The following is a 23398-nucleotide window of genomic DNA, read 5'->3' on the forward strand; positions in this document are numbered from 1 at the left end:
GATCGTCACGACATGCGGGTGGGATGTGGTGGACGCAAGCGGCGTCGGCGCGAAGGCGGTTGCAGGGCGGGTAACCGTGAGCAAACGTCTCGCGCACACGACCGGCGCAGCATGCGTACGGCAAAATCGTGTGGTCCTGGCGCCCGGGGTCTGTGCGCCAAGTCTTGCGGTGATGCGTTTGGCCCGACCGGGTCTCGGCATCAGCCATCGTGGGGCGACGGGGGCAATAGTGCATCGCTCCCCGGGGAGAGCGCGACATAAGCCGTAAACCCACTGCGCAGGGAAGGCCGGATGTTTGGCTTCACCTGTATGCCGCTGTGCAGCTCTTTCGTAGCGCAATCATCGCACAGTGGACCGCGGGTACCAGCTGGCACCCGGCCTTCCCTGCGCCCTCGGCACTTTCGAGGGCGGCAACTGCAGCAAAGCTCGGGCACGACGTGCCGCGAGAAAGCGAAGACATGCCCGCGATCGCAAATGCCAATGGAAGATGAAGCTTACTCACGTCTTGCTTGCGGGAGGCTTGCCGGAGATATCCATCCGATGCGGCACTTGGACGCGAAATCATACCTGAAGTTGTCGCCCAGAATCGCAGTAATGAATTGTAACAATATTTCTGTGTGCCGGCATGATGCCAGCCCCCGCCTTGCGACCCGGCAATGATTGACGGACGTCCAGGCCCCGCCGAGCCGTCAGGAATTCCCCATGGTGTCCACCTATTTTGGCTATAGCTACGTCACACGCAATCTCGCACAGACCCTGACGCGGGTGGCGCAGCAATCGGACGTATCGCGCGATGCCGCCTATTACAAAGCCAACATCGGCAAGGTGCACACCGTTGACGACCTGATGAATGACTATCGTCTGTATCATTACGTCACGAAAGCCTATGGCCTGGAGGACATGGCCTACGCCAAGGCCTTCATGAAGAAAGTGCTGCAGAGCGACCTCTCGAACTCAAAGAGCTTTGCCAACACGCTGATCGACAAGCGTTACAGGGATTTTGCCGCGGCATTTTCCTTCGGTGGCGGTGAAACGAAGGTTGCGCAATCGAACAACCAGACCGACGACATGATCGGGCTGTACACGGCAGCCATGAAGAGCAAAGTCGATGCAGTTGCCGCCGACACGAAGTACTACAATGCCACGATCGGCAACGTGATCAGTGCCGACCAGCTTCTCAACGACGACCGTCTTCGCAACTATGTCACTTCGGCATTCGGGATTGATCAAAGCAAGTGGCCGCGTGACACCATCAAGCAGGTCCTGTCCAGCGATCCATCTGATCCGAACAGCTACGTCAACACCACCTTCTCGTCCCAGCTGGATGGCCTGAACGCCCGGCTCGCCCAAGCCAAATCGGATGCAACCGACGCCAGCTCGAAGATCGCCGACTATACCGCGCAACTGTCGCAGCCCGGCGCTGACGTCAATCAGTTGAATGTGCAGATATTGGTCGAGAGATATCGCCTGCAGACAGCTGTCAGCAGCATATCCAGCACCAACGACGCCATAGCGACGACCGGCCGCTTCATGGACCTGGCCGGCGCGTTCGAGTTTTCCGCCGACGGGTCGCTTCCACCGGGTACACCGGCGCAGACCGCTGCAAACATCGCCAGCACCAACAAGAGCTTCGACGACAGCAAGTCGGCGGTCTATTCGGCGGCAAGCCCGTTGCAGGAAGCCTTGGTCATCGGGCAATTCAGAAAAGCCATCCCCAAGGTGACTTCACTCCAGGCGCTCGTGTCCACACCAGGCGCGTATAATTTTGCACTGGCAGCCGTCGGACTCGATCCCACACAAGTGTCACAATCCACTGTGAAGGCGGTTCTCGAAAGCGACCTCAACGACCCCAAGAGCTACGTCTACACGCTCAAGGACGATCGATACGTCAAGCTCGCGCGCGCGTTCAACTTTGACGCCAAAGGCAATCTGTCGACACCCCTGGCGGCGCAGGATTCGGCTGAAATCCTCGATATCGCCAAGAACTACGTCATTGCGAAATTGAAATCTGCGAGCAAGCAGGACCAGGCGAAAGTCAAGGCTCAAGCCCAGAAAGACGCGACCGACTATCAACAGTCGATCGGCAACATCGACAGCGTTTCCGATCTGCTCGCGAACAGGAAGATGGTCGACTTCATTCTTGTCGCCAAGGGTCTGGACCCTGCAAAAGTGAGCACCGCCTATCTCAAGAAGATCTTCGCCTCCGATCTGAATGACCCCAAGAGCTTCGCAAACACGGAGAGCGACCGGCGTTTTGCCGAGATCGCGGCGTCATTCAATTTTGACAGCAAGGGCAATGTCGCGCGTCTTCCGATGGTGGGTCCGCAAAAGCGCGATCAATTCTTGGCAACGCAAAAGAACTATCTCGAGCAAAGCCTGGAGCAGCAGCAGGGCGATACCAATCCCGGCGTACGTCTGGCGCTGTATTTCCAGCGCATGGCGGGACACATCACGTCCGCCTACGACATTCTTGCCGACAAGGCTCTTTCGGAGGTGTTTCGAACCACCTTCAATTTACCTGATCAGATGGCTTCGATGCAGATCGATCAGCAAGCCAAGATCGTGGAGAAATACCTCAATCTTAAGGATCTCGGCGATCCCACCAAAGTTGCAAAGCTGCTCGGCCGCTTCTCGGCCATGTATGACGCGAAGAACGCCAGCCAGACCTACTCGCCCGTGCTCGACCTCTTTCAAGGATCGAGCTCGGGGACATCAGGCTTCAGTGAATCGACATATCTGGCCATGGCGAAAATGCGCGCCAGCCCGTGGTGATGAAGCCCTCACCCGAAGCCCCATCAAGCCGCGTCGCCGGGCCTCACTCGTCGAGCGATTTCCGCGCCCTTCTCCCGTTCGACGACACCAATGTCGTACTGCCCCTGCAAGTCCAGCCAAAATTGAGGGCTATTGCCGAAATAGCGACCAAGCCGCACCGCAGTGTCCGCGGAGATACCTCGGCGTCCATTCAGAATATCGGTGATCCGCCCCGAGGGAACGCCGATGTCGAGCGAAAGCCTGTTTGCACTGAGCCCGCGCGCGATCAACTCGCGTTTGAGCAACCGTCCAGGATGAACGAGTGGAGCCATGGATGTCAGCCCTTGTGATAGTCGACGATCTCTACCTCGTAGGCATCGCCCTTGCCGAATTCGAAACAGATGCGCCAACGCTCGTTGACCGTCATTGCCCATTGCCCTTTGCGATCGCCCTTCAGCTTGTGCAATCCGACGCTCTTTAGCGGGCTCAGGTCTCCGAGCGATTTCGCGACGTTCAGCGCGAGCAACAACTCTGCCGCTGCCTCGAAATCGAGTCCGCGAAACTGGTTCGGACGCTCGCCATCCCAGATCTTGCGGCTCGCCGAATTCCGCCAGGACCTGATCATGGCAAGAACATACTACGGATGTCGGTGAACGACAATCGATGATGCATTCATTCCGCCAGCGTCGCCTCGACGAATCCGCGCGGGTCGGCGCAGAATTCCCGCATCACCCGGTAATGATCGGTCTGCTCCACTGTTGTCGGCTCGAGGCCGTATTTGCCGAGCCGCAGCAGTTGCGCATTGGGATAGGCCATCAGCAGCGGCGCATGGGTCGCCATGATCACCTGGCAATTGCCGGAGAGATCCATGCGATGCAGCAGCTTGAGGAAGTCCATTTGGCGCGCCGGCGACAGCGCCGATTCCGACTCGTCGAAAATGTAGATGCCCTGCTTCTGGCAGCGCTCCTCGAAGAACACCAGAAAGCCCTCGCCATGGGAGAAGGAGAGATAGTCCGGCGCCTCCTGAACGCTGGCACCAAAGACACCTTCCATCGCCACAGCGGCACTCACGGCCGATCGGTCGAGATAGCGCGCAACGGAAAAAAACGTCTCGGCGCGAAAGAACCAGCCGTCTGTCACCTTCGGCACCCACGCAGCCCGCAAGGCGGAGGACAGCTCCTCACCGGTGATTTCGATGCCTCCGCCGTCGATCTCGTGAAATCCCTTGCGGCCGCCGGTGCTGGCGAAGCCGGCCATCCCGGCAATGCCTTCAAGGATAGTCGACTTGCCTGTGCCGTTCTCGCCGACGATGATCGTCACCGCGGCATCAAAGCTGTGATCGAATTCATCCCTGAACACGGGAAGGCAGAACGGATACGCCTCCCAATCGTCGACCCGCGCGCGGTCGAGCCAAACGCGTCGAAGATAGGGCGCACGGAGAGTCGTCTGACGGCGGCGTGTCCGGCTCATATTCCTGCCCACTCTACCCCAGTTAGCATCTCAAAGAACATATCAGGAACACATTCCTCGCGAAAGTGGTATCTGCGGGATACGGCAAGCCCCGGTCGAGCCCTAGTCCAAGACCTCCAGCACCAGCTCCATCGTCATCAGCACGGGATTGTCGCCGCGGACCAGACGGCCCTCGGCGATGCCGCCGGTGTAGTCGACCAGGGCGACGTCGAGCGCAGCTTTCAGCGCGCCGGACGCGCCCGCCGCAATCGTCCCGGCGGTTATCGCGAGCTCCGTGGCAAACGGCTCGGTTACGCCGCCATGGGTGAAGCGCGCGCCGATGGTCGAGCCGACGCCGCCGTGGATTTTTGCGCGCGCGATGCCGTGCGAGCGGCAGAAGGCTTCGAGGCAGAGAGCAAAATCCTGGTTGGGCCGCAGCCGCAGCGCGAAGGCGCGGTTGGTCGCGCGCGCACCGGCGCGCGCGGCGGCGACCGGTCCGAACAGCTTGAAATTGGTCTCGGGGTCGGGCTCGGCGGTGAACATCGCACCATCGACGCCAAAGGCCTGGACCTCGAACGGCTCGGCGACAACAGTCTCGTCCGGCAGCATGTGGCCGCCGCTTGCTTTGCCGTCCGCCTCGGTCCACAGCCCGTGGCAATGATAGAACGGCGCACCGTCGCGCAATCCCAGCGTCATGCTGCCGAGCCTGGTGCGCGTCACGCCTGTGGGCCGATACGTGTCGCTGTAGAACGCCGCATTCTCGCCGGTCTTCGACAGCGCCGGCATCACATAGCCGAACGGCCCGAGCGCGCCGTGGCCGAAATTGAGCACGCCGCCGGCAAATCCTTCCGCAGCAAAACCGCGGCGCGCGGCTTCGAGCAGCGGCAAGCCGGCTGGAAGCGTGAACGAAAAGGCACGCCCCCTCGCCTCCACCCATTGGATACGCTCAGTGACCAGCGCGCCCGGCTGCTTGATGCTCCGCATGCCCCGCGCGCAGCCCACCTTGGTCTTGTCGAGATCGAGCAGCCCGCGCGCCTCGAGCTCGTCGCGCACCATGCGTTTCGGCACCTTGCCATAGCCGGATTTCGGCAGCGCTTCCCAGAAGAAGAACCGCTTCGGCATCTTGTAGCGCGGCACTTTGGGCGACAGGAACGCCGCCATCTCCGCTTCGCTCACGGCCTTCTCGCCGTCGCGCGCAACGCAGACGGCGATCCCGACCTCGCCCCATGTCGCATCGGGCACGCCGAGCACAGCGACTTCGCCGACCGAAGGATGCGTCAAGATCTTCTCCTCGATCTCGCGCGGATAGATGTTGGAGCCGCCGGAGATGTACATGTCCGACGCACGGCCGGTGATGTAGACGAACCCCTCCTCGTCCATGTGGCCGAGATCGCCGGTGCGAAACCAGCCGTTGCGGAACGCCTTCGCATTGGCCTCGGGGTTATCATAGTAGCCGGCGAGCACGGCAGGCCCGATCACGCAGATCTCGCCGCTCTGGTTCGCTTTAAGCTCGCGGCCCTCGTCGTCCTGGATCGAGACCTGCATGCCGGTCCGCTCGAAGCCGCAAGTGCCGATCTTCGCGTGCGGCCCGTCCTCGGGATCGTGCAGCGCCGCCGGCAGCACGGTGATGTTGCCGGTGACCTCGCCGAGGCCAAAATACTGCACGATGACCTTGCCGAGCTTCTTCAGCGCCGCCTTCTGATCCTCGCGATACATCGGCGCGCCCGCATAGATCACGTGACGCAGCGAGGAATGATCGTACTTGTCGGCAGCGGGGTGCTCGACCATCATCTTCAAAATCGTCGGCACCGTGAAGAGATTGCCGACCCGGTGCGCCGCGATCAGGCGGAACGCCTCGTCGATGTCGAATTTCTCGGTCGGCAGCAACACGGTGCAGACGCCGCGAGCGGTCTGCACCAGCTGATGCACGCCGGCGCCGTGCGACAGCGGCGCCACCACCAGCGACGCATCGGCTTCCGTAACCCCCGGCGTCAGATCGGCGAGATGGTTGGTGACGACAAAACCCATCTGGCCATGCGTCAGCACCGCGGCCTTGGAGCGGCCGGTGGTGCCGGAGGTGAAGAAGAACCAGCAGGGATCGTCGTGCTCGACGGCAACGTTCTCGACCATTTGGCCTGCCTGCGAAACGATGGCGTCGGCCACCGAGCGTTCGCCGAACGATGCCTTGCCGTCGATGCTCCAGGTGAATTCCAGCGCGCCGCCGTTCACGGCCGCCGCGTGCTCGGGAAAATCGACATGGCACAAAAACGCCTTCGCACGAGAGGCCTGTGCAAGATAGGCCACCTCATCCGGCATCAGGCGGAAATTGGTGGGCACCCAGACCGCGCCGAGCCGGAACGCCGCGAACATCGAGAAGAACATCTCGTCGCCATTCTTGGAATGAACGAGGATGCGGTCGCCCTTGGCGATCCCGCGCGCAGCAAGCGCCGCGGCCAGTGCGGAGACCTGGGCATCGATCTCGCGCCAGGTCCAGGATTTGTCACCCCAGACGAAACCGGGACGCGATCCATGCCGCCGCGCATTCTGGGTCAGCATGTAAGCGAGATTCATGACGCGGCGGGACATGCGGAGCGGCGGCATCGGGCTTCCTCTTCGACGGCAGACGGCACGCAAGCCGCCCGTTCATTGGAACCCATTTATCGCCATCGAGAGTGGCCTAGCAAGACCACGGGCCGCCATGTCATCCATGCGCTCTTCAAGGAATTTTAAACATGATGGGAGCAACCTCGCTCAGTCTTCGCGTACAGAGTGCCGCATCATGGTCAAAGCGCCCGTTGTTCTCCTTCTCACCTTCGCGCTTGCCGGCTGTGCTGTCGCTCCACAAGCTCATCTCACCTCGGATCCCGACTTCAAGCCCGCCCGCTATGCCTGGGATGGCGCGGGCCAGGACCCCAATCAACCGCGTTCCACTCCCGGGCCCTCACGCGCAACGCGTACTGCTGCCTGGCCCGAGAGCGACGGCATCGAGGCCGAGCAGGACGCCAAGGTCAATCGCTCGCTCGTCATCTGTCAGGGCTGCCTCCCCGCCAAACCTCAGCCGGAAGATTCGCGCCTCGCCAAGGCGGCCGATTGAACCGAATCGCCCGTACGTCGGTCTACTGAGATACCGCGTTGACATGACCATTCCGGCCTATGGTCGCGTGCCATCATCTCAGGGACGATCCATGCTCACCCGCCGCAGCCTCATTGCCGCCTCTCTCTTCGCCGCCACCACGCCCGCCTTCGCTCAGGCGCCCGCCCCCAACGATCCCGCAACCATTCTGACTGCGATCTACACCCGCGCCGCCAAGGGCAAGGGCGATGGCGGCGCCGCCTTCGTCACGGAGAACAAGGCCGCGAAAGCAAGATATCTCTCCAAGGCTCTGGTTGCGCTGTGGGCCAAGGCGGATGCGCATACGCCGAAGGGCGATGTCGGGCCGATCGATTTCGATCCCGTCACCAATTCGCAGGAACCCGACGTGAAGTCGTTCAAGGTTGACGCGGAGAAGACGGAGGCCGACAAAGCGACGCTCGCGGTGACCATCACCGGCCACCGCAATGACCGCAAACCCGCCGACCAGATCGTGCGTTATGACTTCGTGCGCGAGGCCAACAGCTGGAAGATCGACGACATCAAGGGCTCCTCTGACGGCGAGGCCTGGTCGATCCGCAAGATGCTGACGGACGCGCTGAAGAGCTGACCGGAGAGACCATGAGCGACGTGATCAACAACAGGGACCATCACCGTTACGAGCTCGAGGTGGAGGGCCACCTCGCGACCGAGCATTACAAGCTCGACGGCAATGTCATCACCTTCGTGCATACCGACGTGCCGAAGGAGCTCGCCGGCAAGGGCGTCGGCTCAAGGCTGGTGCAAGGCGCGCTCGACCAGGTCCGCGCGGCCGGCCTGAAGCTGATCCCGGAATGCCCGTTCGTGAAGGCATGGATCGAAAAGCATCCAGACTATGCGGATCTGGTGATGAGATGAACAAGCGCTGGCCCGCCGATCGCGCGACGGGCCTGCCGAAATCCGCTTATTGCCCATGCTTCAGCATATCCTGATCACTCAAATCCCAGTCCTGCCACAACTGAAGCACGCCGAGGATCACCGCCACTGCACCGAGACTCGTGTGGTAGATCCGGAGAAACCCTTCGCCGGAATAGCCGAGCACCAAGGGCGAGACAATGAGCCACAGTCCGACCAGGATCGTCGCCACCTCCTGCCAGCGCTGCAAGGCAACATATTCGAGCTGGCCGAGGCCAAATACGACGAGGCCGATTGCGACCGTGTTCAGGACCATCGTCTCGTGTCCGACGATCCCCGAGCGATCCTGGATGGGAAACCACGGCGACGCGACAATCAGCGCGCCGAGCAGCATCCCACACCAGTCTTCCCATGTTCGGTGAGTATTCAAGAAACCAAAGTCCGACATCGTACCCTCCTACAAAAGAGGCATACGTCAGCGGCTGGCGATCATGACACTTCGAATATCTGGCGACCCTGCCGGCCGCATTCGAGCGTATGTCCTGTAACAAGACGTGGGGAACCGGTGCACAATTGCAAGACGGACCAACACTTTTTGCAGATATCTCCCCTGCGGCGACCTCCCTTGGTCACGACTTGGCAAGGGTGGGGTCAGGCGCCTAGATCAGGGGATAAGCATCGCTTCGGAAGGGTCAGGCATGGCGGCATCGGTACGCGACAACAAGGACAGGAGCCGCTTCGAGCTCGATGTCGGCAGCGAGCTGGCCTTCGCCAGTTACCGCCTGACGCCGTCGGCTGTCATCATCACCCACACCGAGACGCCGCGTGCGCTGCGGGGGCGCGGCATTGCCTCCGAGCTGATCAAGGGCGCGCTCGACTTGATCCGCCACGACGGCAAGAAGGTGATCGCGGGCTGCGGCTTCGTCGTCGATTATCTCGACAAGCATCCGGAGGATGCGGATCTCGTTGCCTGAACGCAAAAGGGCCCGCGAGATCGCGGACCCTTTTTCAGTTACTTGTTCAGTTGCTTGGCGTCGACCGATGCGCGTCGGTCAGTGCTTGATTTCAGGCGGCAGCTTGCCGCCATTGGCGGCGAGCTTGGACATCACCTGCTTGTGCAGCCAGACGTTCATGCTGGCGGAGTCGTTCATGTCGCCGGTGTAGCCGAGCTCCTTGGCGAGATCCTTGCGCGCAGCAAGGCTCGAATCGACGTCGAGCGCCTTCATGAGGTCGACGATCGAGGTGCGCCATTCCAGCTTTTCGCCCTTGTGCGCAGCGACGGCCGCGTCGACGATCGCGGCGACATCGACCGTTGCCGCAGGCGCGGCAGCCGGCGCAGACGCTGGCGCCGATCCGCCCGGCGCGGCCCCTGCCGGAGCGCTGCCCGCGGGTGCGCCGCCGGCGGGCGCAGCGGAAGCTGGTTGGCCGCCGAAGATTGCGCCCATGATTTTCCCGAAAATGCTCATGTCTGCTCCCCGAAAAGGATCCCGTTGGAAGGCCCTGAGTGGGCCCTTATAGACGAAGTTACGTCGTTGCGCCCGCGAAGTCCCGCGAACCACAAACAGCATGAGCTTATCTACGGCGAAATGACGACCGGATGACGTCATCGAGGTTGCACTGCGGCAACGAATCTCACCCATCCGTGAGGGACAGGCCTCGGAAATAGGCGTACGTTTCTCGCTCAGCTCGCGATGCCATCCGGAATTCGCGTCTGGTTGGACTCGCGAAACTCAGAAAAGGCGGCCGCTTGCGCCGTTGTCGGCGCCGAATTCGGCTGCATGGCAAGGGAGCAAGCCAACCATGGCCACACTCTATCCGGGCAATGTCCCAACAATGGGCCAGACCGCAGACGCGGCTGGACCGGTGATCCGAACCATCCAACTTTCCGACCTACACGACGCGCTCAAGCTCGGTTGGGAAGACTTCAAGGCGGTTCCGAGCCACGCCATCATCCTCTGCGTGATCTATCCTGTGCTCGGCCTCGTGATCGCGCGCGTCGCAATGGGCTATTCAGTGATACCGCTGCTGTTTCCGCTGGCCGCGGGCTTCGCCCTGATCGGACCGTTCGCAGCACTCGGCCTCTACGAACTCTCGAGCCGTCGCGAGCGCCATGAGGAAGCGAGCGCCTGGGATGCCATGGATGTGCTGCGCTCGCCCTCCTTCGGCGCGATGCTCGGCCTTGGCACGCTGCTGCTCGCCCTGTTCGTGACCTGGGTCGCGACCGCACAGGCAATCTATGTGGCTGCGTTCGGCTATGAGGGCGTGACCGGAATCTCGGATTTCGTGACGCGCGTGCTGACGACATCTCAGGGCTGGTGGCTGATCGTGATCGGCTGCGGCACGGGCTTCCTGTTTGCGCTCGCCGCACTCTGCATCAGCGCTGTCTCATTCCCGCTGATGCTCGACCGCCATGCCGGCGCTCTGGACGCGATGGTTACCTCGCTGCGCGTCGTCGCCAAAAACCCGGTGCCGATGGCGGCCTGGGGCCTGATCGTGGCGATGCTGCTGGCTCTCGGCACGATCCCGGCATTCCTCGGGCTCGCCGTTGTCATCCCCCTGCTCGGCCACGCCACCTGGCATCTCTACCGCAAAGTCATCGTCTCCGAGCCCGGTGCCCGGCCGGTGCCACCTCCACCGCAGCGTCCGCGCAAGCCGGCAGCCGATTTCCCCGCCAATCTCTTCCCGTGGCGGAATAGGGAATAGGAACGACGTCTAACGATCTTGTACCTGACGATCTTGTTACAACCGATCCCGCCCGGGCCCCGGGCGGGATCGGTGACTGTCATACGCCTTGCTTTGGCCGCGGTTACAATCGAGATTGCCGCCGCCGGTCATGCCACTTCACGGAATCAATTTACTCGAATGACCCTGACGATTTCTCGTCTGGCTCTCGCAGCCCTCGCCCTCTCCGTGTCAATCCTGTCCGCCGAACCCGCCGTCTCCGCGGTCGCCTGCGGCTCGGGCAATTTCGACGCCTGGCTCGCCGACTTCAAAACCGAGGCCGCCGCCAAGGGCATCTCGCAACAGGCGATCGCCGCCGGGCTTGCCGGCGTCACGCTCGACCAGAGCGTGCTGAACCGTGACAAATCGCAAAAGGTCTTCACCCAGACCTTCGAAGAGTTTTCCGGTCGCATGGTGCCACCGCGGATGACGCGCGGCTCCAACATGATGAAGCAATACGGCTCGGTGCTGTCGCGCATCGAGCAGACCTATGGCGTGCCGGGCGAGGTGCTGGTCGCGATCTGGGGTCTGGAGACCGATTTCGGCGTCAACACCGGCAAGTTCGCGACGATCCGCTCGCTGGCGACGCTGGCCTATGATTGCCGGCGCGCCGAGCAATTTCGCGGCGAGCTGATAGATGCGCTGCGTATCGTCCAGCGCGGCGATCTCGCGCCTGCCGACATGAAGGGCGCCTGGGCCGGCGAGCTCGGCCAGACCCAGTTCATGCCGTCGTCCTGGATGAAATACGCCGTCGATTTCGACGGCAACGGCAAGCGCGACCTCTTGCACAACGCGCCCGACGTGCTGGCCTCGACGGCGAACTATCTTGCGGGCTATGGCTGGCAGAAGGGTAAGGATTGGCAGCCGGGCAGCCCGAACTTCGCGGTGCTCCAGCAGTGGAACAAGAGCGAGGTCTATTCCAAGACGGTGGCCTATTTTGCCACGCAGCTCGCCCACGCCCCTTAAAGCACACGCCCAGACACAAAAGGCGTAGGGCCGATCGCCTCGCGACCGGCCCTCTCTTGGGATTGCGTTTACCTGCCCGTTACTTGCCCATGGTGGCTTGCATTGCCTTGTTCAGGTGCGCGCCGCATGCACCCATTTTGCCATTGAGCAGCGCGTCCTGCGCAGCCGTGATCTCCTTCTCCGCAACGAACTTGCCGTCGCCGTCGGGCATGTTCTCGATCGCGGTCTCCGTCTTTTCCAGATTGGCCCCGCTGCAGCCGCCCATGCTGTGCTTGGCGGCCTGGGCAGGCGCGATGGCGAATGCGACGGCGGCAACTGCGATAACCCCGAGTAACTTCGTCATGATGTTACTTTCCTTCTCTTGTTCTTGGGACAGACCCAGCGACATTGCCGGAATCTGCAACGTGACTTTGCTGCCGACGCGGCAACTTGCCGCAATAAATTCCCCGCGAGAATTGCGTGATGTTGCGCGCGGCGCAGAGCCTCATGCGAAATTTCTGATTTTCATTACAACTTTGTAATCCGGGTCTGCACGCACCGCGTGTGTGCACTGCATCAACGAGGGAGGGGGCAACCTCAGCCGATCGGCGAGGCGCGTCAGACGGATCCCGCTTTGCTGAAGGCCAGAGAACCGTCGCGGCGCCCGCTTCCACAAATCGACAAGGCTCTCGACGTTACTTTGAATAATAATTCATTACTACAGATCAGGATTCATGCGATTCGCGCATGCGAGACTTGGGCTTACAAGCTGGCGGATCGCCTTGCAGGTCACGGAAACGCGACTTATTTCCATCAGCATCGGAACCGCAGAATTTGCTATAAACCCGTGATTTCACGGACGTTTATTGCACTACGCAGGGATTTCCGCCTAGCTATTGGGCGGGACTGCCGACAGGTTAATCGCCCCTTACCGATGCCATGCGTTCTTCGCTTAGCTGCATCGCAACATCGGAACTTTCGCAGTGCACCACTCTCACCTATATTCATTTCAACGATGACGCCCGGGCAAGGGCTGAATCGAACTACAGGAGACTACCAATGCTGCTCTCGCTCATCCGCATGATCCAGGCTTTCCGGGACTATCAGCGCAATGTTGCCGAGCTGTCCCAGCTCAGCGATCGCGAACTGGCCGACATCGGCCTCGATCGCTCGGACATCCCGCGCGTTGCCGCCGGTCAGTATCAGGGCTGATATCGTTCAGCCCTTCACCGGACGAACCGATAGCGCCCGCCTCGTGCGGGCGTTGTCGCATCCGGTGGCAGAAAACTCGATCTCGGCGATTCCACTGGCCACCGAAAAGCGCTACCTGTCCGCTCCATGACAGGACCCCAATCCAATATCGTGCACGTCATCGGCGCCGGCCTTGCCGGTTCCGAAGCCGCCTGGCAGGTGGCAAAATCAGGCGTGCCCGTGGTGCTGCACGAGATGCGGCCCGACCGCATGACCGAGGCGCACCGCACCGACGGGCTTGCCGAGCTCGTCTGCTCAAACTCATTCCGCTCGGACGACGCCGCCAACAACGCCGTCGGCCTGCTCCATGCCGAGATGCGACGACTCGACTCGCTCATCATGCGTGCGGCAGACGCCCACCAGGTGCCCGCGGGCGGCGCGCTCGCCGTCGACCGCGACGGCTTCTCGGCCGCCGTGACCAAGGCGCTGAACGACCATCCGCTGATCGAGATCGCCCGCGGCGAGATCAAAGGCCTGCCGCCGGCCGAGTGGAGCAACGTCATCGTCGCCACCGGCCCCCTCACCTCCGCGCCGCTGGCGGATGCCATCCGCGAGCTGACCGACGAGAACGCGCTCGCCTTCTTCGATGCGATCGCGCCGATCGTGCACCGCGAGTCCATCGACATGTCGGTGGCCTGGTTCCAGTCTCGCTACGACAAGGTCGGCCCCGGCGGCACCGGCGCGGACTACATCAACTGCCCCATGACCAAGGAGCAGTATGACGGCTTCGTCGCCGCGCTGATCGCTGGCGAGAAGACCGAGTTCAAGGAATGGGAGACCAACACGCCCTATTTCGACGGCTGCTTGCCGATCGAGGTGATGGCGGAACGCGGCCCCGAGACCTTGCGCCACGGCCCCATGAAGCCGGTGGGCCTCACCAATCCGCACGATCCTACGACGAAGTCCTACGCGATCGTGCAGCTGCGCCAGGACAACAAGCTCGGCACGCTCTACAACATCGTCGGCTTCCAGACGAAGCTGAAATACGGCGAGCAGCAGCGCATCTTCCGCACTATTCCGGGGCTTGAGAAAGCCGAATTCGCCCGCCTCGGCGGCCTGCATCGCAACACCTTCCTCAACTCGCCAAAACTGCTCGACGGTCAGCTGCGCCTGCGCGCGCAGCCGCGGCTGCGCTTTGCCGGCCAGATGACGGGTTGCGAGGGCTATGTTGAGTCCGCAAGCGTCGGCCTAATCGCGGGTCTCTACGCGGCGGCCGATGCGCGCGGCGAGACGCTTGCGAGCCCGCCGGGCACGACTGCGCTGGGATCCCTGCTCGGCCACATCACCGGCGGCCATATCGAGACCATCGAACCGGGCACGCGCTCGTTCCAGCCGATGAACATCAATTTCGGCCTGTTCCCGCCGCTCTCCAGCGCTCCGACGAAGAAGCCCGACGGCACACGCCTGCGCGGCAACGAGAAGACGGTCGCCAAGAAGCAGGCGATGAGCGCATTGGCGCTCGCCGATCTCGATCGCTGGATCGCCGATCATCTGCGTATTGCCGCCGCGGCGTGAGTTTTCAATGAACCTTCCCAAAGACGACGCCGCGACATTGTCGGCGCGCTGGACCGAGGGCGTGCTGCTCAAGCGCGACGTGTTCTCGACCGTCGAGCGCGGCCGCTTCCGCGCCAACGGTGGCGAGGTCGACGCGGTGTTGCGACGACTCGATGAAGTGCCGTGGTGGTCGTTCCTGCTGGCGCGACACCTTTTCGCGCGCGAGAAGCACGCGCTGGCGCTCGCCAAAGGCCTCAACGTCGGCCCTGAACTGCTCTGGGCCGGCCGCCGCGCTCTTGTGCGCGGCTTCGTCGACGGCGTCGCGCTGCACCTGGCAAAACCCCATGGCGATCTTGCCTATTTCCGCTCGGCCAAGGCGGCGCTGCGAAGGCTGCGCCGCGCCGGCATCTGCCACAACGATCTCGCCAAGGAACAGAACTGGCTGGTCGGCCGCGATGGGCGTGCCTATGTCACCGACTTCCAGCTCGCAGCCTGCTTCAACCGGCGCGGCCGGCTCTATCGCGTCCTCGCCTACGAAGACCTCCGCCATCTGCTCAAGCACAAGCGCTCCTACGCGCCCGAGGCGCTGACGCCGCGCGAGCGAAAGATCCTGGCGAAAAAATCCTTCGCCGCGAGCCTGTGGCTTGCCACCGGCAAGAAGGTCTATCGCGCGATCACCCGTGGCCTCTTCAATTTCACCGACCGCGAGGGCGGCGGCCGCCGTCTCGTCAATGACGCGCCGGTGCTGGCCGAGTTGATCCGCCAAAACCCCGCCGTGCGCGATACCGCCATCGTCGCCTTTGCCGACCGTCGTTCGGGCGTCGGGCTCTATGCCTTCGTCGAAGCGGATCAAGCCGCGCTTGAAGGACAGCTGCGCAACGAGCTCACTGTCGCCAAGGGGCCAAAACCGCCGGAACACATCCAGGTCGTGCACGCGCTGCCGCGCGACAGCAGCGGCAAGCCGCGCACCGAGATCCTGCAACTGGTCGCCATGAACCAGCTCGACCTGATCGAGCCGATGATGAAGAACGACCAGGACCGCGCCTTCCTCAAGGACATCCTGGAGCAGCGCAAGAACCTGCGCGATCGCTTCAATTTCGAGGCGGACCTGCCCACCAGCTAGACTAAGGGGTCCGCGGCGCCTTGAAGCCTCCACAATGCCGGTGGAGAAGCCGGGATCACGCTGACTTGGGGAACGATGACTAGCTGGGGGACCATGAGGCGCCGCGCGACCCTGCTGATCGCAGGTCTCGTGCTGCTGGCAGCCGCGCCTGTGATGGCCGCGGAGTCCCCTGCCGAACAGATCTCCGGCTTCCGGCTGAAACATGGTGAGGGCCGCGTCGTACGCGACACAACCCTCGACCGCATTGCGATGGACCAGGCCCGGGCGATGGCGGCGAAGGACGATCTCAGCCACGACGCTCTCGGCCCGTTCAACAAGCGCGTCGCGCCATCAGGCGCCGGCCGTGCCGCCGAGAACATCGCCTACGGCTACGACAATTTCGAGAAGACCCTGGGCCAGTGGATCGACTCGTCCGGGCATCGCAAGAACCTGTTGTTGCACAACGCTTCCCGCGTCGGCATCGCGAGCGCCAAAAATGCCAGCGGCAAGCGCACCTATTGGGCCATGGTAATCGCCGGCGACTACGAGCCGAAGGGCAAGAAGAACAAGGACAAGGAGCCTCTGGTTGCTGTCAAGCGCGAGACCGCGCCCGCAAGCAAGCCCAAATCCAGCAACTGCCATGTCAAGCTGCTCGGCCTCTGCATCTGAGGCGAAGCCCCTCGCGACCCGCCATCTTGCTCGCATTCTTGAGCGCGTCTAATTCATGCGCAGAGGTCGCAAGACGCGGAGGTGCAGATGATCGACATCGAGCAAATACGAGCCGACACACCGGCCGCCTCCCGGCTCGCTTATCTCCACAATGCCGGCGCGGCGCTCATGCCGACGGCCGTTGTCACGGCGATGAAGCAGCATATCGATCTCGAGAGCGAGATCGGAGGCTATGCCGCCGCGGACCGCGAGTCCGAGCGGCTTGATGCGGTCTACAGCTCGGTGGCGCGCCTGCTGAATGCCGCGCCCGACGAGATCGCGCTCATGGAGAACGCGACCGTTGCCTGGCAGATGGCGTTCTATGCGCTGCCGTTTCGCGCCGGCGACCGGATCCTGACCGCCGAGGCGGAATACGCCGCCAACTATGTCGCATTCCTGCAGGTCGCCAGGCGCACAGGCGCGGTCATCGATGTCGTGCCGAGCGACACTACCGGCGAACTCGACATCGAGGCGCTCGAACGCATGATCGACGACCGCGTGAAGCTGATCGCCATCACGTGGGTTCCGACCAATGGCGGGCTGGTCAATCCTGCAGCAGCCGTCGGCAGAATCGCGCGCGCACGCGGCATTCCCTATCTGCTCGATGCCTGCCAGGCCGTCGGCCAGATGCAGGTCAACGTCGAAGCCATCGGCTGTGACATGCTGTCCGCCACAGGGCGCAAATTCCTGCGCGGCCCGCGCGGCACCGGCTTCCTCTATGTCCGCAGGCCGCTGCTGCAACAGCTTGAACCGCCGATGATCGACCACTTTGCGGCACCCTGGGTCTCGCGGGACCACTATCGGCTCCGCGACGATGCCCGCCGTTTCGAGACATGGGAGAACAATTACGCAGCCCGGCTCGGGCTCGGCGCCGCCATAGACTACGCGCTGGCGATCGGCCTCGGCCCGATCGAGCAGCGCTGCCGCCTGCTGGCGGACCGTCTCCGCAATGGCCTCGGCGCGATCAGCGGCATCACCATTCGCGATCTCGGCCGTGCGCCCGGCGCGATCGTCAGCTTCACGATGGAGGGGCGTGAGGCGGATGCGATCGTCCGCAGCGCCGCCGCGGCCGGCATCACGATCGGCGCCTCGGATCCGTCGAGCACCCGCATCGACGCCGAACTCCGCGCGCTGCCGGTGGTCGTGCGGGCGTCCCCGCATTACTACAATACGGAAGCCGAGATCGACCGACTGATCGCCCACCTCGCCAGTCTGGCGCCGCAATAGCGCCGCTCAGGTGCAGCGCGCGCTCAGTCCGGATGCGCTGAGCTTGGCCATGACCTCATCGAGATGCGCGCTGTCGCGAGTCTCGATGACCAATTGCAGCAGCGTCGCCTTGGCCGGCAGGTCGGAGAAGGTCCGCTGGTGCGAGACCTCGATGATATTGGCGCCGGCTTCTGCCAGCAGCGCCGCGACCGCGGCCAACTGGCCCGGCCTGTCAGGAATATCGAGCGAGAGCTGGGTCAGCCGTCCCTCACGCGCGAGTTCGCGCGTCAGCACCGAGGCAATCAGCCTTGTGTCGATATTGCCGCCGCTCAGGACCAGACCAACCTTCTCGCCGGCGAAGCGCGTGGGATCGGACATGATCGCCGCAAGGCCCGCAGCGCCTGCACCCTCAACGACCGTCTTCTCGATCGAGATCAGGGTTGCGACTGCGCGCTCGAGCTCGGCTTCGTTGACGAGCGCGATGTCGTCGACCAGCCTGCGGACGATTTCCGTGGTGATCTTGCCCGGCGATTTGACCGCGATGCCTTCGGCGAGCGTATCGCCGCGCGCCGGCAGATTGCCGCCATGGACGGCATTGTACATCGAGGGATAGAGCCAGGCCTCGACGCCCAATATCCGCAGCGACGGCTTGATCGATTTCGCCGCAATGGCGATGCCGCTGATCAGGCCACCTCCGCCGATCGGGACGACCAGCGTGTCGAGCTCCGGCACCGCCTTGAGCATCTCCAGCCCGACCGTGCCCTGCCCCGCGATGACCAGCGGATCGTCGTAGGGGTGGACGAAGATCATGCCGCGGGCTTCGCCGTGACTTCGCGCAAACGCGGCCGCCTCCTCCAGCGTCGCGCCGGTGACGACCACCTCGGCACCATGATGCCTGGTGTTCTCGACCTTCACCATCGGCGTGCCCACCGGCATGACGATCGTGGCGGGAATGCCGAGCCGCTTGGCATGATAGGCCACGCCCTGCGCGTGGTTGCCCGCCGACATCGCGACGACGCCGCGCGCACGCTCCTCCGGCGTCAGCGCCGTGAGCCGGTTCAGCGCACCACGCTCCTTGAACGACGAGGTGAACTGGAGGTTCTCGAATTTGAGCCAGAGCTCGCAGCCGCAAATGTTGCTCAGCGTCCGGCTGTAGCTGCAGGGCGTCTCGACGACGGCACCGCGGATGGTCTCGGCAGCAGCGTGAATATCGCCCGGTGCGACCGGAAGGCCGCTCAGATCGGGGGATGCGATTTGGGACAATTCAGCCATGGGACAGCATAGAGCATTTGGCCACCTCGGGCGATAAGCCAACCGCTATTTGGTAAATTCCCGGGATCGTGAAGCCCGCCACAGCGTCCACAGCGTGCGCAACCGCGATACCGGCTGCGGCGTGAAGGGATTGCGCCCAGGCCGCGACAGGCGATCGAGATCGGCCCGCGCCTGGCTGAGCGGCAGGAATGCCGCCCGCGCCGGCGGCGCCACCTGTGCCAGCAGCGATAAGGCCGTCGCGAGATGCTGCCGGGCCTCGCCCATGAGCTGATCCAGCACGGCATTCAGATGGGGCGTCTGTTTACCTGCGAACACATCCTCGATGCCGCAGCCATGGCTGGTGAGGAATTGCTGCGGCAGGAACAATTGTCGATGGGCCGAGTCCCGCGGCAGGTTCGCGATCACCTGCGCGATGCCCTGCGCCAGGCCCGCATGTCGTGCGAGATGCTCGCTCGCATCCGAAGCCTCGCCCATGATCCGCGCGGCAAGCGCGAACAAGGCCGAAGAAGTCGCCGCCAGATAGCCTTCAAGCGCCGTCATGGTCGGCATCGGATCGTTGTAGAGATCGAACTGATGCTCGTCGACGAGCAGCGACAAGGGCTCGACCGGCAGGCCAAAATCGCGGATCGCGCGCAACAGCTCGGCCGCCACCGGATTGCCCTCAGCGCTGCCGTGAACGAGGCCCGAGAACAGATCCGTCCACCATTGAAAGCGGATTTCCCCGGGCAAAGGCTGGCTCACCTGGTCGCGGACCCGGACGATCTCGACATTGAAGGCGTAGAGCGCCAGCAGCGCCCGACGTTCGGCGGCAGGCGCGAACAGGGTCGCGGCATAACGCGGAAAGTCGTGGGTGCGCACAAGGTCGGCGCAGAATGTCACGGTGTCGGGCGGCGTCGCAGCGCGGCTCATGGCACGGCAATCAGCGCAGCCGCGACGCGGCGCCGTTCGCCGATCATGATGTTGTAGGTACGTACGGCGGGGCCGGTCTGCATGGTGTCCAGCACCACCCTAACCGCCTTCAGCGCCTGGCGCAGCTCCGGCGGCGGCAGCCAGACTCCGGTTCCGGTCCCGACCAACAGCGTATCGATGCTGTTGGCGGCCGCAAAAACCCGATCCAGCGAATGGCGGTCGATCTTGGTGGGATCGGTCACGTCCCAGGCCCAGATCGCATCAGGCAGGCACAGCAGCGAGCCCCGGTGCGACATGCCGGCGAAGGCGAAGCCGCCCTTGCCATAGGCCTCGATCGGCGCCGAGCGCGGGAAATGGGGAGCGTTGGGATCGCCGGCCATGAGCTTCGTCCGAATGAGCTGACTGCCCTCGCAAACTCATGCGAGGGCCTGCGGTTCGGATCACGCCTTGCTTTTCTTCGCCGGCGGAGCCTCTTCTCTCGCATCTTCGCGATGCTCGCCGACGCCGAGATAAATCAGGATCGGCGCCGCGATGAAGATCGAGGTGTAGGTGCCGACCAGCACCACGCCGAACATCATGACCGCCGTGAAGCTGTGGATGGCATGGCCGCCGAACAGCAGCAGCGCGAGCAAAGCCAGCGTCACGGTGAAGTGGGTGATGATCGAGCGCGACAGCGTCGAGTTGATGGACTCGTTCAGCAACTGCGGCATCGGCATCTTCTTGTAGCGCCGCAACATTTCACGGATGCGGTCATAGATGACGACGGTGTCGTTGAGCGAATAGCCGAGAATGGTCAGAAGCGCCGCGATGCTGGTCAGGTCGAAGTCGACCTGGCTGATCGACATGAAGCCGATGGTCAGCACGATATCGTGCACGTTGGCGATCATGGCGCCGAGCGCGAACTGCCATTCGAACCGGAACCAGAGATAGATCAGGATCGCGCCGATCGCGAGCATCAGGCCGGCCATGCCCCAACCCAGCAATTCGCCGGAGACGCGCGGGCCCACCACCTCGACGCGGCGATACTCCACGGACTCGCCGAGGGCACCGCGAACCTTGTCCACAGCTGCCTGCTGCGCCTTGTCGCCGCCCGGCTGCTCGGCAACGCGAAGCAGCACATCGGCGGGGCCGCCAAATTGCTGCAGCTGGACGTCGCCAAGGCCGAGGCTGCCGAGAGTTGTGCGCATCTGCGCAAGATCGGCGGAGCCCGACTTGGCCCGCACCTCCATCAAGGTACCGCCCTTGAAGTCGATGCCGAAATTCAGGCCATGAGTGAAGAACAGCGTGATGGCGAGGATCGACAGCGCCGCCGAGATCGGGAAGCTGATGCGGCGGAAGCGCGTGAAGTCGAAATGCGTATTGTCTGGCACGATGCGCAACGACGGCAGGACGCCGAGCACGCTGACCACGGTCAGCACGGCAATCAGGACGCCGAGAGAGATGAGAACGATTTGAGTGGTGGTCACAGCCGGCCTCGAATTGTCAAATCGGCACAGTCTTCGGCCGCTTCCACTGCACCCACCACGCCACAATCAGGCGGGTCATGGTGAAGGCGGTAAACACTGTGGTGATGATGCCGATACCGAGCGTCACTGCGAAGCCGCGCACCGGACCGGTGCCGATCATGAACAGCACTGCAGCGGCGATGAAGGTGGTGATATTGGAATCGAGAATGGTCGCAAGCGCCCGCTTGAAGCCTGCGTCGATCGCCGAGATCGGGGTTCTCCCGCCGCGCAATTCCTCGCGGATGCGCTCATAGATCAGCACGTTGGAGTCAACCGCGATGCCAACGGTGAGCACGATGCCGGCGATGCCGGGCAGCGTCAGCGTGGCGCTGAGTAGCGACAACAGGCCGAAGATCATTGCGACGTTGATACAGACGGCAATATTGGCGAACACGCCGAACAGCCGGTACGTCAACAGCATGAACACGACGACCAGGATCGACCCGACATAGGCCGCAAGCTCGCCCTTCTCGATCGAGTCCTGGCCGAGGCCCGGACCGACGGTGCGTTCCTCGACCACCGTGAGCGGTGCCGGCAGCGCGCCTGCGCGCAAGAGGATCGCGAGGTCATTGGCCGACTGCACGGTGAAATTGCCGGAGATCTGGCCCTGGCCGCCGGTGATCGGCTCGCGAATGACCGGCGCCGAGATCACCTTGTTGTCGAGAATGATCGCGAAGGGTACCCCGACATTCTCCTGCGTGGCCTGCGCGAACTTGCGCGCGCCCGAGGTATTGAACTTGAAGCTGACGACCGGCTCATTGGTACGCTGGTCGAAGGTCGCCTGGGCGTCGGTCAGATCACCGCCCGCAACCAGCACCTGCTTCTTGACCACGTAGCCGGGCGACGGCGGCGTGGCGCTCGGCAGAAACTCGGTGTCCGGCGGCAATCCGCCCTGCTGTGCTTGGTCCGGCGGCACCGAGGGATCGACCATGCGGAATTCCATCTTCGCGGTCTTGCCCAGCAATTCCTTCAAATGGGTGGGATCCTGCAAACCCGGCACCTGCACCAGGATGCGGTCGTTACCCTGACGCTGGATGATAGGCTCGACTGTGCCGAGCTCGTTGACGCGCTTCTCGACGATCTGGATCGACTGCTCGATGGTCTTGCGCAAACGATCGATCATCGCGGCCTCCGGAATACTGAGGCGGATCAATCCGCCACCAGCGTCCGCGACTTCAAGGTCGCGCTGGCCGCTGGACCCCACAAGGCCACCAATCGGCTGCGCAAGCTCACGCAACTTGGCGAGCACCGTCTGGACATCCGCGTCCTTGACGCGCACCTCGACGGCATCGCCCTTCGTTACGAGACCGGTGTAAACGAGCTTGGCCTCACGCAGCACGCGACGGACGTCGTCGCGAATCTGGTCGAGCCTTTCCTTCTTCACGTAATTGGAGTCGACCTCGAGTTGCAGAGAGGAGCCGCCCTGCAAGTCGAGACCCAACACCAGGCGCCGCTGCGCCCAGGCGGGCCAGGTCTTGACCTGCGCCTCAGGGAAGAAGTTCGGGACCGCGCAGAGGCACACGATCAGCGCCGTCAGGATAATCCCGAGCGCCTTCCACCGCGTGAAATACAACATCGACTGGACCTGTCAGATCAGGAGATTTGAGATGCTCGCGGGAAAGCGCTCACTTCGCCGCGGCGTCGTCCTTGGCGCTTTCCTTCGCGCTGTCCTTGGCCGGCTCGCCCTTGGCGCGCACGCCCGAGATCATCGAACGCATCTGGCGCACGCGCACGCCGTCGGAAATCTCGAACTCGATCTGGTCGTCATCGACCACCTTGGTGACCTTGCCGACCAGGCCGCCCGAGGTCACGACGGTATCGCCGCGGCGGATGTTCTTCACGAGCTCGGCGTGGTCCTTCACCTTCTTCTGCTGCGGACGCAGAATCAAGAAGTACATGATCACGAAGATCAGGGCGAACGGCAGCAGCGACATCAACATGCTGTTGGTGTCGCCGGCGCCCGCGGCCTGGGCATACGCAGGGGTAATGAACATTCGGACGATCCTCGTGGAAACAGGGGAAGCCGGTCAGGCCCTTACGGCGACCGGCTCGGTCAAATTCGCGCGGACTATAGCGGCCATTGCCCCAATTGCAACGCTG

The 23398-nt window shown here is 63.1% G+C and carries 25 protein-coding genes and 1 pseudogene; 12 read left to right on the forward strand and 14 right to left on the reverse strand.

The features are described 5' to 3' along the window. Positions 1-702 precede the first annotated feature (702 nt). Positions 703-2772 carry a DUF1217 domain-containing protein gene (locus ACLFLU_RS23175; RefSeq protein ID WP_426407177.1) on the forward strand — a complete coding sequence of 690 codons (2070 nt, stop codon included), beginning with the start codon at positions 703-705 and terminating at the stop codon, positions 2770-2772. A gap of 23 nt (positions 2773-2795) precedes the next feature. On the opposite strand, the gene ACLFLU_RS23180 is transcribed toward ACLFLU_RS23175, so the two are convergent. The 5 genes and pseudogenes from ACLFLU_RS23180 to ACLFLU_RS23200 all read right to left on the reverse strand — a co-directional run. Next, entirely contained in the window at positions 2796-3083 is a 288-nt protein-coding gene (locus ACLFLU_RS23180; protein WP_426407178.1) for a HigA family addiction module antitoxin, read from the reverse strand. 5 nt (positions 3084-3088) lie between these two features. After that, a complete protein-coding gene (locus ACLFLU_RS23185; RefSeq protein WP_426407179.1) occupies positions 3089-3376 on the reverse strand; it encodes a type II toxin-antitoxin system RelE/ParE family toxin in 288 nt (95 codons plus the stop codon). 47 nt (positions 3377-3423) lie between these two features. Beyond that, positions 3424-4221 carry an AAA family ATPase gene (locus ACLFLU_RS23190; RefSeq protein ID WP_426407180.1) on the reverse strand — a complete coding sequence of 266 codons (798 nt, stop codon included), beginning with the start codon at positions 4219-4221 and terminating at the stop codon, positions 3424-3426. Between the two features lie 102 nt (positions 4222-4323). Continuing rightward, positions 4324-5184: a PCC domain-containing protein gene (locus tag ACLFLU_RS23195; protein ID WP_426414053.1), complete on the reverse strand. Its 861-nt coding sequence runs from the start codon at positions 5182-5184 to the stop codon at positions 4324-4326. Positions 5185-5196: 12 nt separating this feature from the next. Further along, positions 5197-6801: pseudogene (locus ACLFLU_RS23200) on the reverse strand (acyl-CoA synthetase); the annotation flags it as partial. 178 nt (positions 6802-6979) lie between these two features. On the opposite strand from ACLFLU_RS23200, the gene ACLFLU_RS23205 reads away from it, so the two are divergent. The 3 genes from ACLFLU_RS23205 (at position 6980) to ACLFLU_RS23215 (ending at position 8188) form a co-directional block, all read left to right on the forward strand. Beyond that, entirely contained in the window at positions 6980-7294 is a 315-nt protein-coding gene (locus ACLFLU_RS23205; protein WP_426407181.1) for a hypothetical protein, read from the forward strand. A gap of 91 nt (positions 7295-7385) precedes the next feature. Continuing rightward, positions 7386-7901: a DUF3828 domain-containing protein gene (locus ACLFLU_RS23210; RefSeq protein ID WP_426407182.1), complete on the forward strand. Its 516-nt coding sequence runs from the start codon at positions 7386-7388 to the stop codon at positions 7899-7901. Positions 7902-7912: 11 nt separating this feature from the next. Next, positions 7913-8188 carry a GNAT family N-acetyltransferase gene (locus ACLFLU_RS23215; RefSeq protein WP_426407183.1) on the forward strand — a complete coding sequence of 92 codons (276 nt, stop codon included), beginning with the start codon at positions 7913-7915 and terminating at the stop codon, positions 8186-8188. Between the two features lie 46 nt (positions 8189-8234). On the opposite strand, the gene ACLFLU_RS23220 is transcribed toward ACLFLU_RS23215, so the two are convergent. Further along, positions 8235-8633, reverse strand: a complete 399-nt coding sequence (locus ACLFLU_RS23220; RefSeq protein WP_426407184.1) for an SPW repeat protein — start codon at positions 8631-8633, stop codon at positions 8235-8237. A 250-nt stretch (positions 8634-8883) separates the two neighbouring features. On the opposite strand from ACLFLU_RS23220, the gene ACLFLU_RS23225 reads away from it, so the two are divergent. Next, positions 8884-9159, forward strand: coding sequence for a GNAT family N-acetyltransferase (locus ACLFLU_RS23225; RefSeq protein WP_426407185.1), 276 nt, complete (start codon positions 8884-8886; stop codon positions 9157-9159). A 78-nt stretch (positions 9160-9237) separates the two neighbouring features. Here ACLFLU_RS23225 and ACLFLU_RS23230 read toward each other — a convergent pair whose 3' ends face one another. After that, positions 9238-9651 (reverse strand): DUF3597 domain-containing protein, encoded by a 414-nt coding sequence (locus ACLFLU_RS23230; protein ID WP_426407186.1) that lies wholly within the window; start codon positions 9649-9651, stop codon positions 9238-9240. A gap of 334 nt (positions 9652-9985) precedes the next feature. Here ACLFLU_RS23230 and ACLFLU_RS23235 point away from each other — a divergent pair, with 334 nt between their 5' ends. Then, complete coding sequence (locus ACLFLU_RS23235; RefSeq protein WP_426407187.1) at positions 9986-10888, forward strand: DUF2189 domain-containing protein; 903 nt, start codon at positions 9986-9988, stop codon at positions 10886-10888. A gap of 159 nt (positions 10889-11047) precedes the next feature. Beyond that, positions 11048-11872, forward strand: a complete 825-nt coding sequence (locus ACLFLU_RS23240; RefSeq protein ID WP_426407188.1) for a lytic murein transglycosylase — start codon at positions 11048-11050, stop codon at positions 11870-11872. A 79-nt stretch (positions 11873-11951) separates the two neighbouring features. Here the strand turns inward: ACLFLU_RS23240 and ACLFLU_RS23245 are convergent, their stop codons facing one another. Continuing rightward, on the reverse strand, positions 11952-12260 hold the full coding sequence (locus ACLFLU_RS23245) for a hypothetical protein (RefSeq protein ID WP_426407189.1): 309 nt from the start codon (positions 12258-12260) through the stop codon (positions 11952-11954). A 650-nt stretch (positions 12261-12910) separates the two neighbouring features. Between ACLFLU_RS23245 and ACLFLU_RS23250 the strand changes: the two genes are divergently transcribed. The 5 genes from ACLFLU_RS23250 to ACLFLU_RS23270 all read left to right on the forward strand — a co-directional run bounded on the left by ACLFLU_RS23250 (position 12911) and on the right by ACLFLU_RS23270 (position 17633). Next, positions 12911-13063: a DUF1127 domain-containing protein gene (locus ACLFLU_RS23250; protein ID WP_007590701.1), complete on the forward strand. Its 153-nt coding sequence runs from the start codon at positions 12911-12913 to the stop codon at positions 13061-13063. A 126-nt stretch (positions 13064-13189) separates the two neighbouring features. Next, positions 13190-14617, forward strand: coding sequence for a methylenetetrahydrofolate--tRNA-(uracil(54)-C(5))-methyltransferase (FADH(2)-oxidizing) TrmFO (gene trmFO / locus ACLFLU_RS23255; protein ID WP_426407190.1), 1428 nt, complete (start codon positions 13190-13192; stop codon positions 14615-14617). Between the two features lie 7 nt (positions 14618-14624). Continuing rightward, positions 14625-15719: a serine/threonine protein kinase gene (locus ACLFLU_RS23260; RefSeq protein ID WP_426407191.1), complete on the forward strand. Its 1095-nt coding sequence runs from the start codon at positions 14625-14627 to the stop codon at positions 15717-15719. Between the two features lie 93 nt (positions 15720-15812). Continuing rightward, positions 15813-16367, forward strand: a complete 555-nt coding sequence (locus ACLFLU_RS23265; protein ID WP_426407192.1) for a CAP domain-containing protein — start codon at positions 15813-15815, stop codon at positions 16365-16367. An 87-nt stretch (positions 16368-16454) separates the two neighbouring features. After that, entirely contained in the window at positions 16455-17633 is a 1179-nt protein-coding gene (locus ACLFLU_RS23270; protein ID WP_426407193.1) for an aminotransferase class V-fold PLP-dependent enzyme, read from the forward strand. 6 nt (positions 17634-17639) lie between these two features. Here the strand turns inward: ACLFLU_RS23270 and ACLFLU_RS23275 are convergent, their stop codons facing one another. The 6 genes from ACLFLU_RS23275 to yajC are packed head-to-tail and all read right to left on the reverse strand — an operon-like array spanning position 17640 to position 23292. Further along, complete coding sequence (locus ACLFLU_RS23275) at positions 17640-18884, reverse strand: threonine ammonia-lyase (protein ID WP_426407194.1); 1245 nt, start codon at positions 18882-18884, stop codon at positions 17640-17642. Positions 18885-18929: 45 nt separating this feature from the next. Further along, positions 18930-19793 (reverse strand): phytoene/squalene synthase family protein, encoded by an 864-nt coding sequence (locus ACLFLU_RS23280; RefSeq protein WP_426407195.1) that lies wholly within the window; start codon positions 19791-19793, stop codon positions 18930-18932. After that, the gene (locus tag ACLFLU_RS23285; RefSeq protein WP_426407196.1) at positions 19790-20173 is read right to left on the reverse strand and encodes an Mth938-like domain-containing protein; all 384 of its coding nucleotides are present in this window, start codon (positions 20171-20173) and stop codon (positions 19790-19792) included. Before ACLFLU_RS23285 ends, ACLFLU_RS23280 begins: the two co-directional genes overlap by 4 nt. A gap of 60 nt (positions 20174-20233) precedes the next feature. Then, entirely contained in the window at positions 20234-21259 is a 1026-nt protein-coding gene (secF, locus tag ACLFLU_RS23290) for a protein translocase subunit SecF (RefSeq protein ID WP_426407197.1), read from the reverse strand. Positions 21260-21275: 16 nt separating this feature from the next. Continuing rightward, positions 21276-22874, reverse strand: a complete 1599-nt coding sequence (secD, locus tag ACLFLU_RS23295) for a protein translocase subunit SecD (RefSeq protein WP_426407198.1) — start codon at positions 22872-22874, stop codon at positions 21276-21278. Positions 22875-22923: 49 nt separating this feature from the next. Beyond that, positions 22924-23292, reverse strand: a complete 369-nt coding sequence (gene yajC / locus ACLFLU_RS23300; protein WP_148753779.1) for a preprotein translocase subunit YajC — start codon at positions 23290-23292, stop codon at positions 22924-22926. Positions 23293-23398 lie beyond the last annotated feature (106 nt).

The sequence above is a fragment of the Bradyrhizobium ganzhouense genome, assembly GCF_049949285.1.
Taxonomy (GTDB): Bacteria; Pseudomonadota; Alphaproteobacteria; order Rhizobiales; family Xanthobacteraceae; genus Bradyrhizobium; species Bradyrhizobium ganzhouense.

Excerpts from the sequence above, each read along its gene's own strand:
- secD (WP_426407198.1), bottom strand. The coding sequence starts at position 22,874 with ATGTTGTATTTCACGCGGTGGAAGGCGCTCGGGATTATCCTGACGGCG.
- ACLFLU_RS23285 (WP_426407196.1), bottom strand. The coding sequence starts at position 20,173 with ATGGCCGGCGATCCCAACGCTCCCCATTTCCCGCGCTCGGCGCCGATC.
- ACLFLU_RS23245 (WP_426407189.1), bottom strand. The coding sequence starts at position 12,260 with ATGTCGCTGGGTCTGTCCCAAGAACAAGAGAAGGAAAGTAACATCATG.
- ACLFLU_RS23190 (WP_426407180.1), bottom strand. The coding sequence starts at position 4,221 with ATGAGCCGGACACGCCGCCGTCAGACGACTCTCCGTGCGCCCTATCTT.
- ACLFLU_RS23180 (WP_426407178.1), bottom strand. The coding sequence starts at position 3,083 with ATGGCTCCACTCGTTCATCCTGGACGGTTGCTCAAACGCGAGTTGATC.
- ACLFLU_RS23235 (WP_426407187.1), top strand. The coding sequence starts at position 9,986 with ATGGCCACACTCTATCCGGGCAATGTCCCAACAATGGGCCAGACCGCA.
- yajC (WP_148753779.1), bottom strand. The coding sequence starts at position 23,292 with ATGTTCATTACCCCTGCGTATGCCCAGGCCGCGGGCGCCGGCGACACC.
- ACLFLU_RS23215 (WP_426407183.1), top strand. The coding sequence starts at position 7,913 with ATGAGCGACGTGATCAACAACAGGGACCATCACCGTTACGAGCTCGAG.
- ACLFLU_RS23175 (WP_426407177.1), top strand. The coding sequence starts at position 703 with ATGGTGTCCACCTATTTTGGCTATAGCTACGTCACACGCAATCTCGCA.
- ACLFLU_RS23280 (WP_426407195.1), bottom strand. The coding sequence starts at position 19,793 with ATGAGCCGCGCTGCGACGCCGCCCGACACCGTGACATTCTGCGCCGAC.
- ACLFLU_RS23230 (WP_426407186.1), bottom strand. The coding sequence starts at position 9,651 with ATGAGCATTTTCGGGAAAATCATGGGCGCAATCTTCGGCGGCCAACCA.
- ACLFLU_RS23185 (WP_426407179.1), bottom strand. The coding sequence starts at position 3,376 with ATGATCAGGTCCTGGCGGAATTCGGCGAGCCGCAAGATCTGGGATGGC.
- ACLFLU_RS23220 (WP_426407184.1), bottom strand. The coding sequence starts at position 8,633 with ATGTCGGACTTTGGTTTCTTGAATACTCACCGAACATGGGAAGACTGG.
- ACLFLU_RS23210 (WP_426407182.1), top strand. The coding sequence starts at position 7,386 with ATGCTCACCCGCCGCAGCCTCATTGCCGCCTCTCTCTTCGCCGCCACC.
- ACLFLU_RS23265 (WP_426407192.1), top strand. The coding sequence starts at position 15,813 with ATGAGGCGCCGCGCGACCCTGCTGATCGCAGGTCTCGTGCTGCTGGCA.
- ACLFLU_RS23270 (WP_426407193.1), top strand. The coding sequence starts at position 16,455 with ATGATCGACATCGAGCAAATACGAGCCGACACACCGGCCGCCTCCCGG.
- ACLFLU_RS23240 (WP_426407188.1), top strand. The coding sequence starts at position 11,048 with ATGACCCTGACGATTTCTCGTCTGGCTCTCGCAGCCCTCGCCCTCTCC.
- ACLFLU_RS23260 (WP_426407191.1), top strand. The coding sequence starts at position 14,625 with ATGAACCTTCCCAAAGACGACGCCGCGACATTGTCGGCGCGCTGGACC.
- ACLFLU_RS23275 (WP_426407194.1), bottom strand. The coding sequence starts at position 18,884 with ATGGCTGAATTGTCCCAAATCGCATCCCCCGATCTGAGCGGCCTTCCG.
- ACLFLU_RS23205 (WP_426407181.1), top strand. The coding sequence starts at position 6,980 with ATGGTCAAAGCGCCCGTTGTTCTCCTTCTCACCTTCGCGCTTGCCGGC.
- ACLFLU_RS23195 (WP_426414053.1), bottom strand. The coding sequence starts at position 5,184 with ATGCGGAGCATCAAGCAGCCGGGCGCGCTGGTCACTGAGCGTATCCAA.
- ACLFLU_RS23225 (WP_426407185.1), top strand. The coding sequence starts at position 8,884 with ATGGCGGCATCGGTACGCGACAACAAGGACAGGAGCCGCTTCGAGCTC.
- trmFO (WP_426407190.1), top strand. The coding sequence starts at position 13,190 with ATGACAGGACCCCAATCCAATATCGTGCACGTCATCGGCGCCGGCCTT.
- ACLFLU_RS23250 (WP_007590701.1), top strand. The coding sequence starts at position 12,911 with ATGCTGCTCTCGCTCATCCGCATGATCCAGGCTTTCCGGGACTATCAG.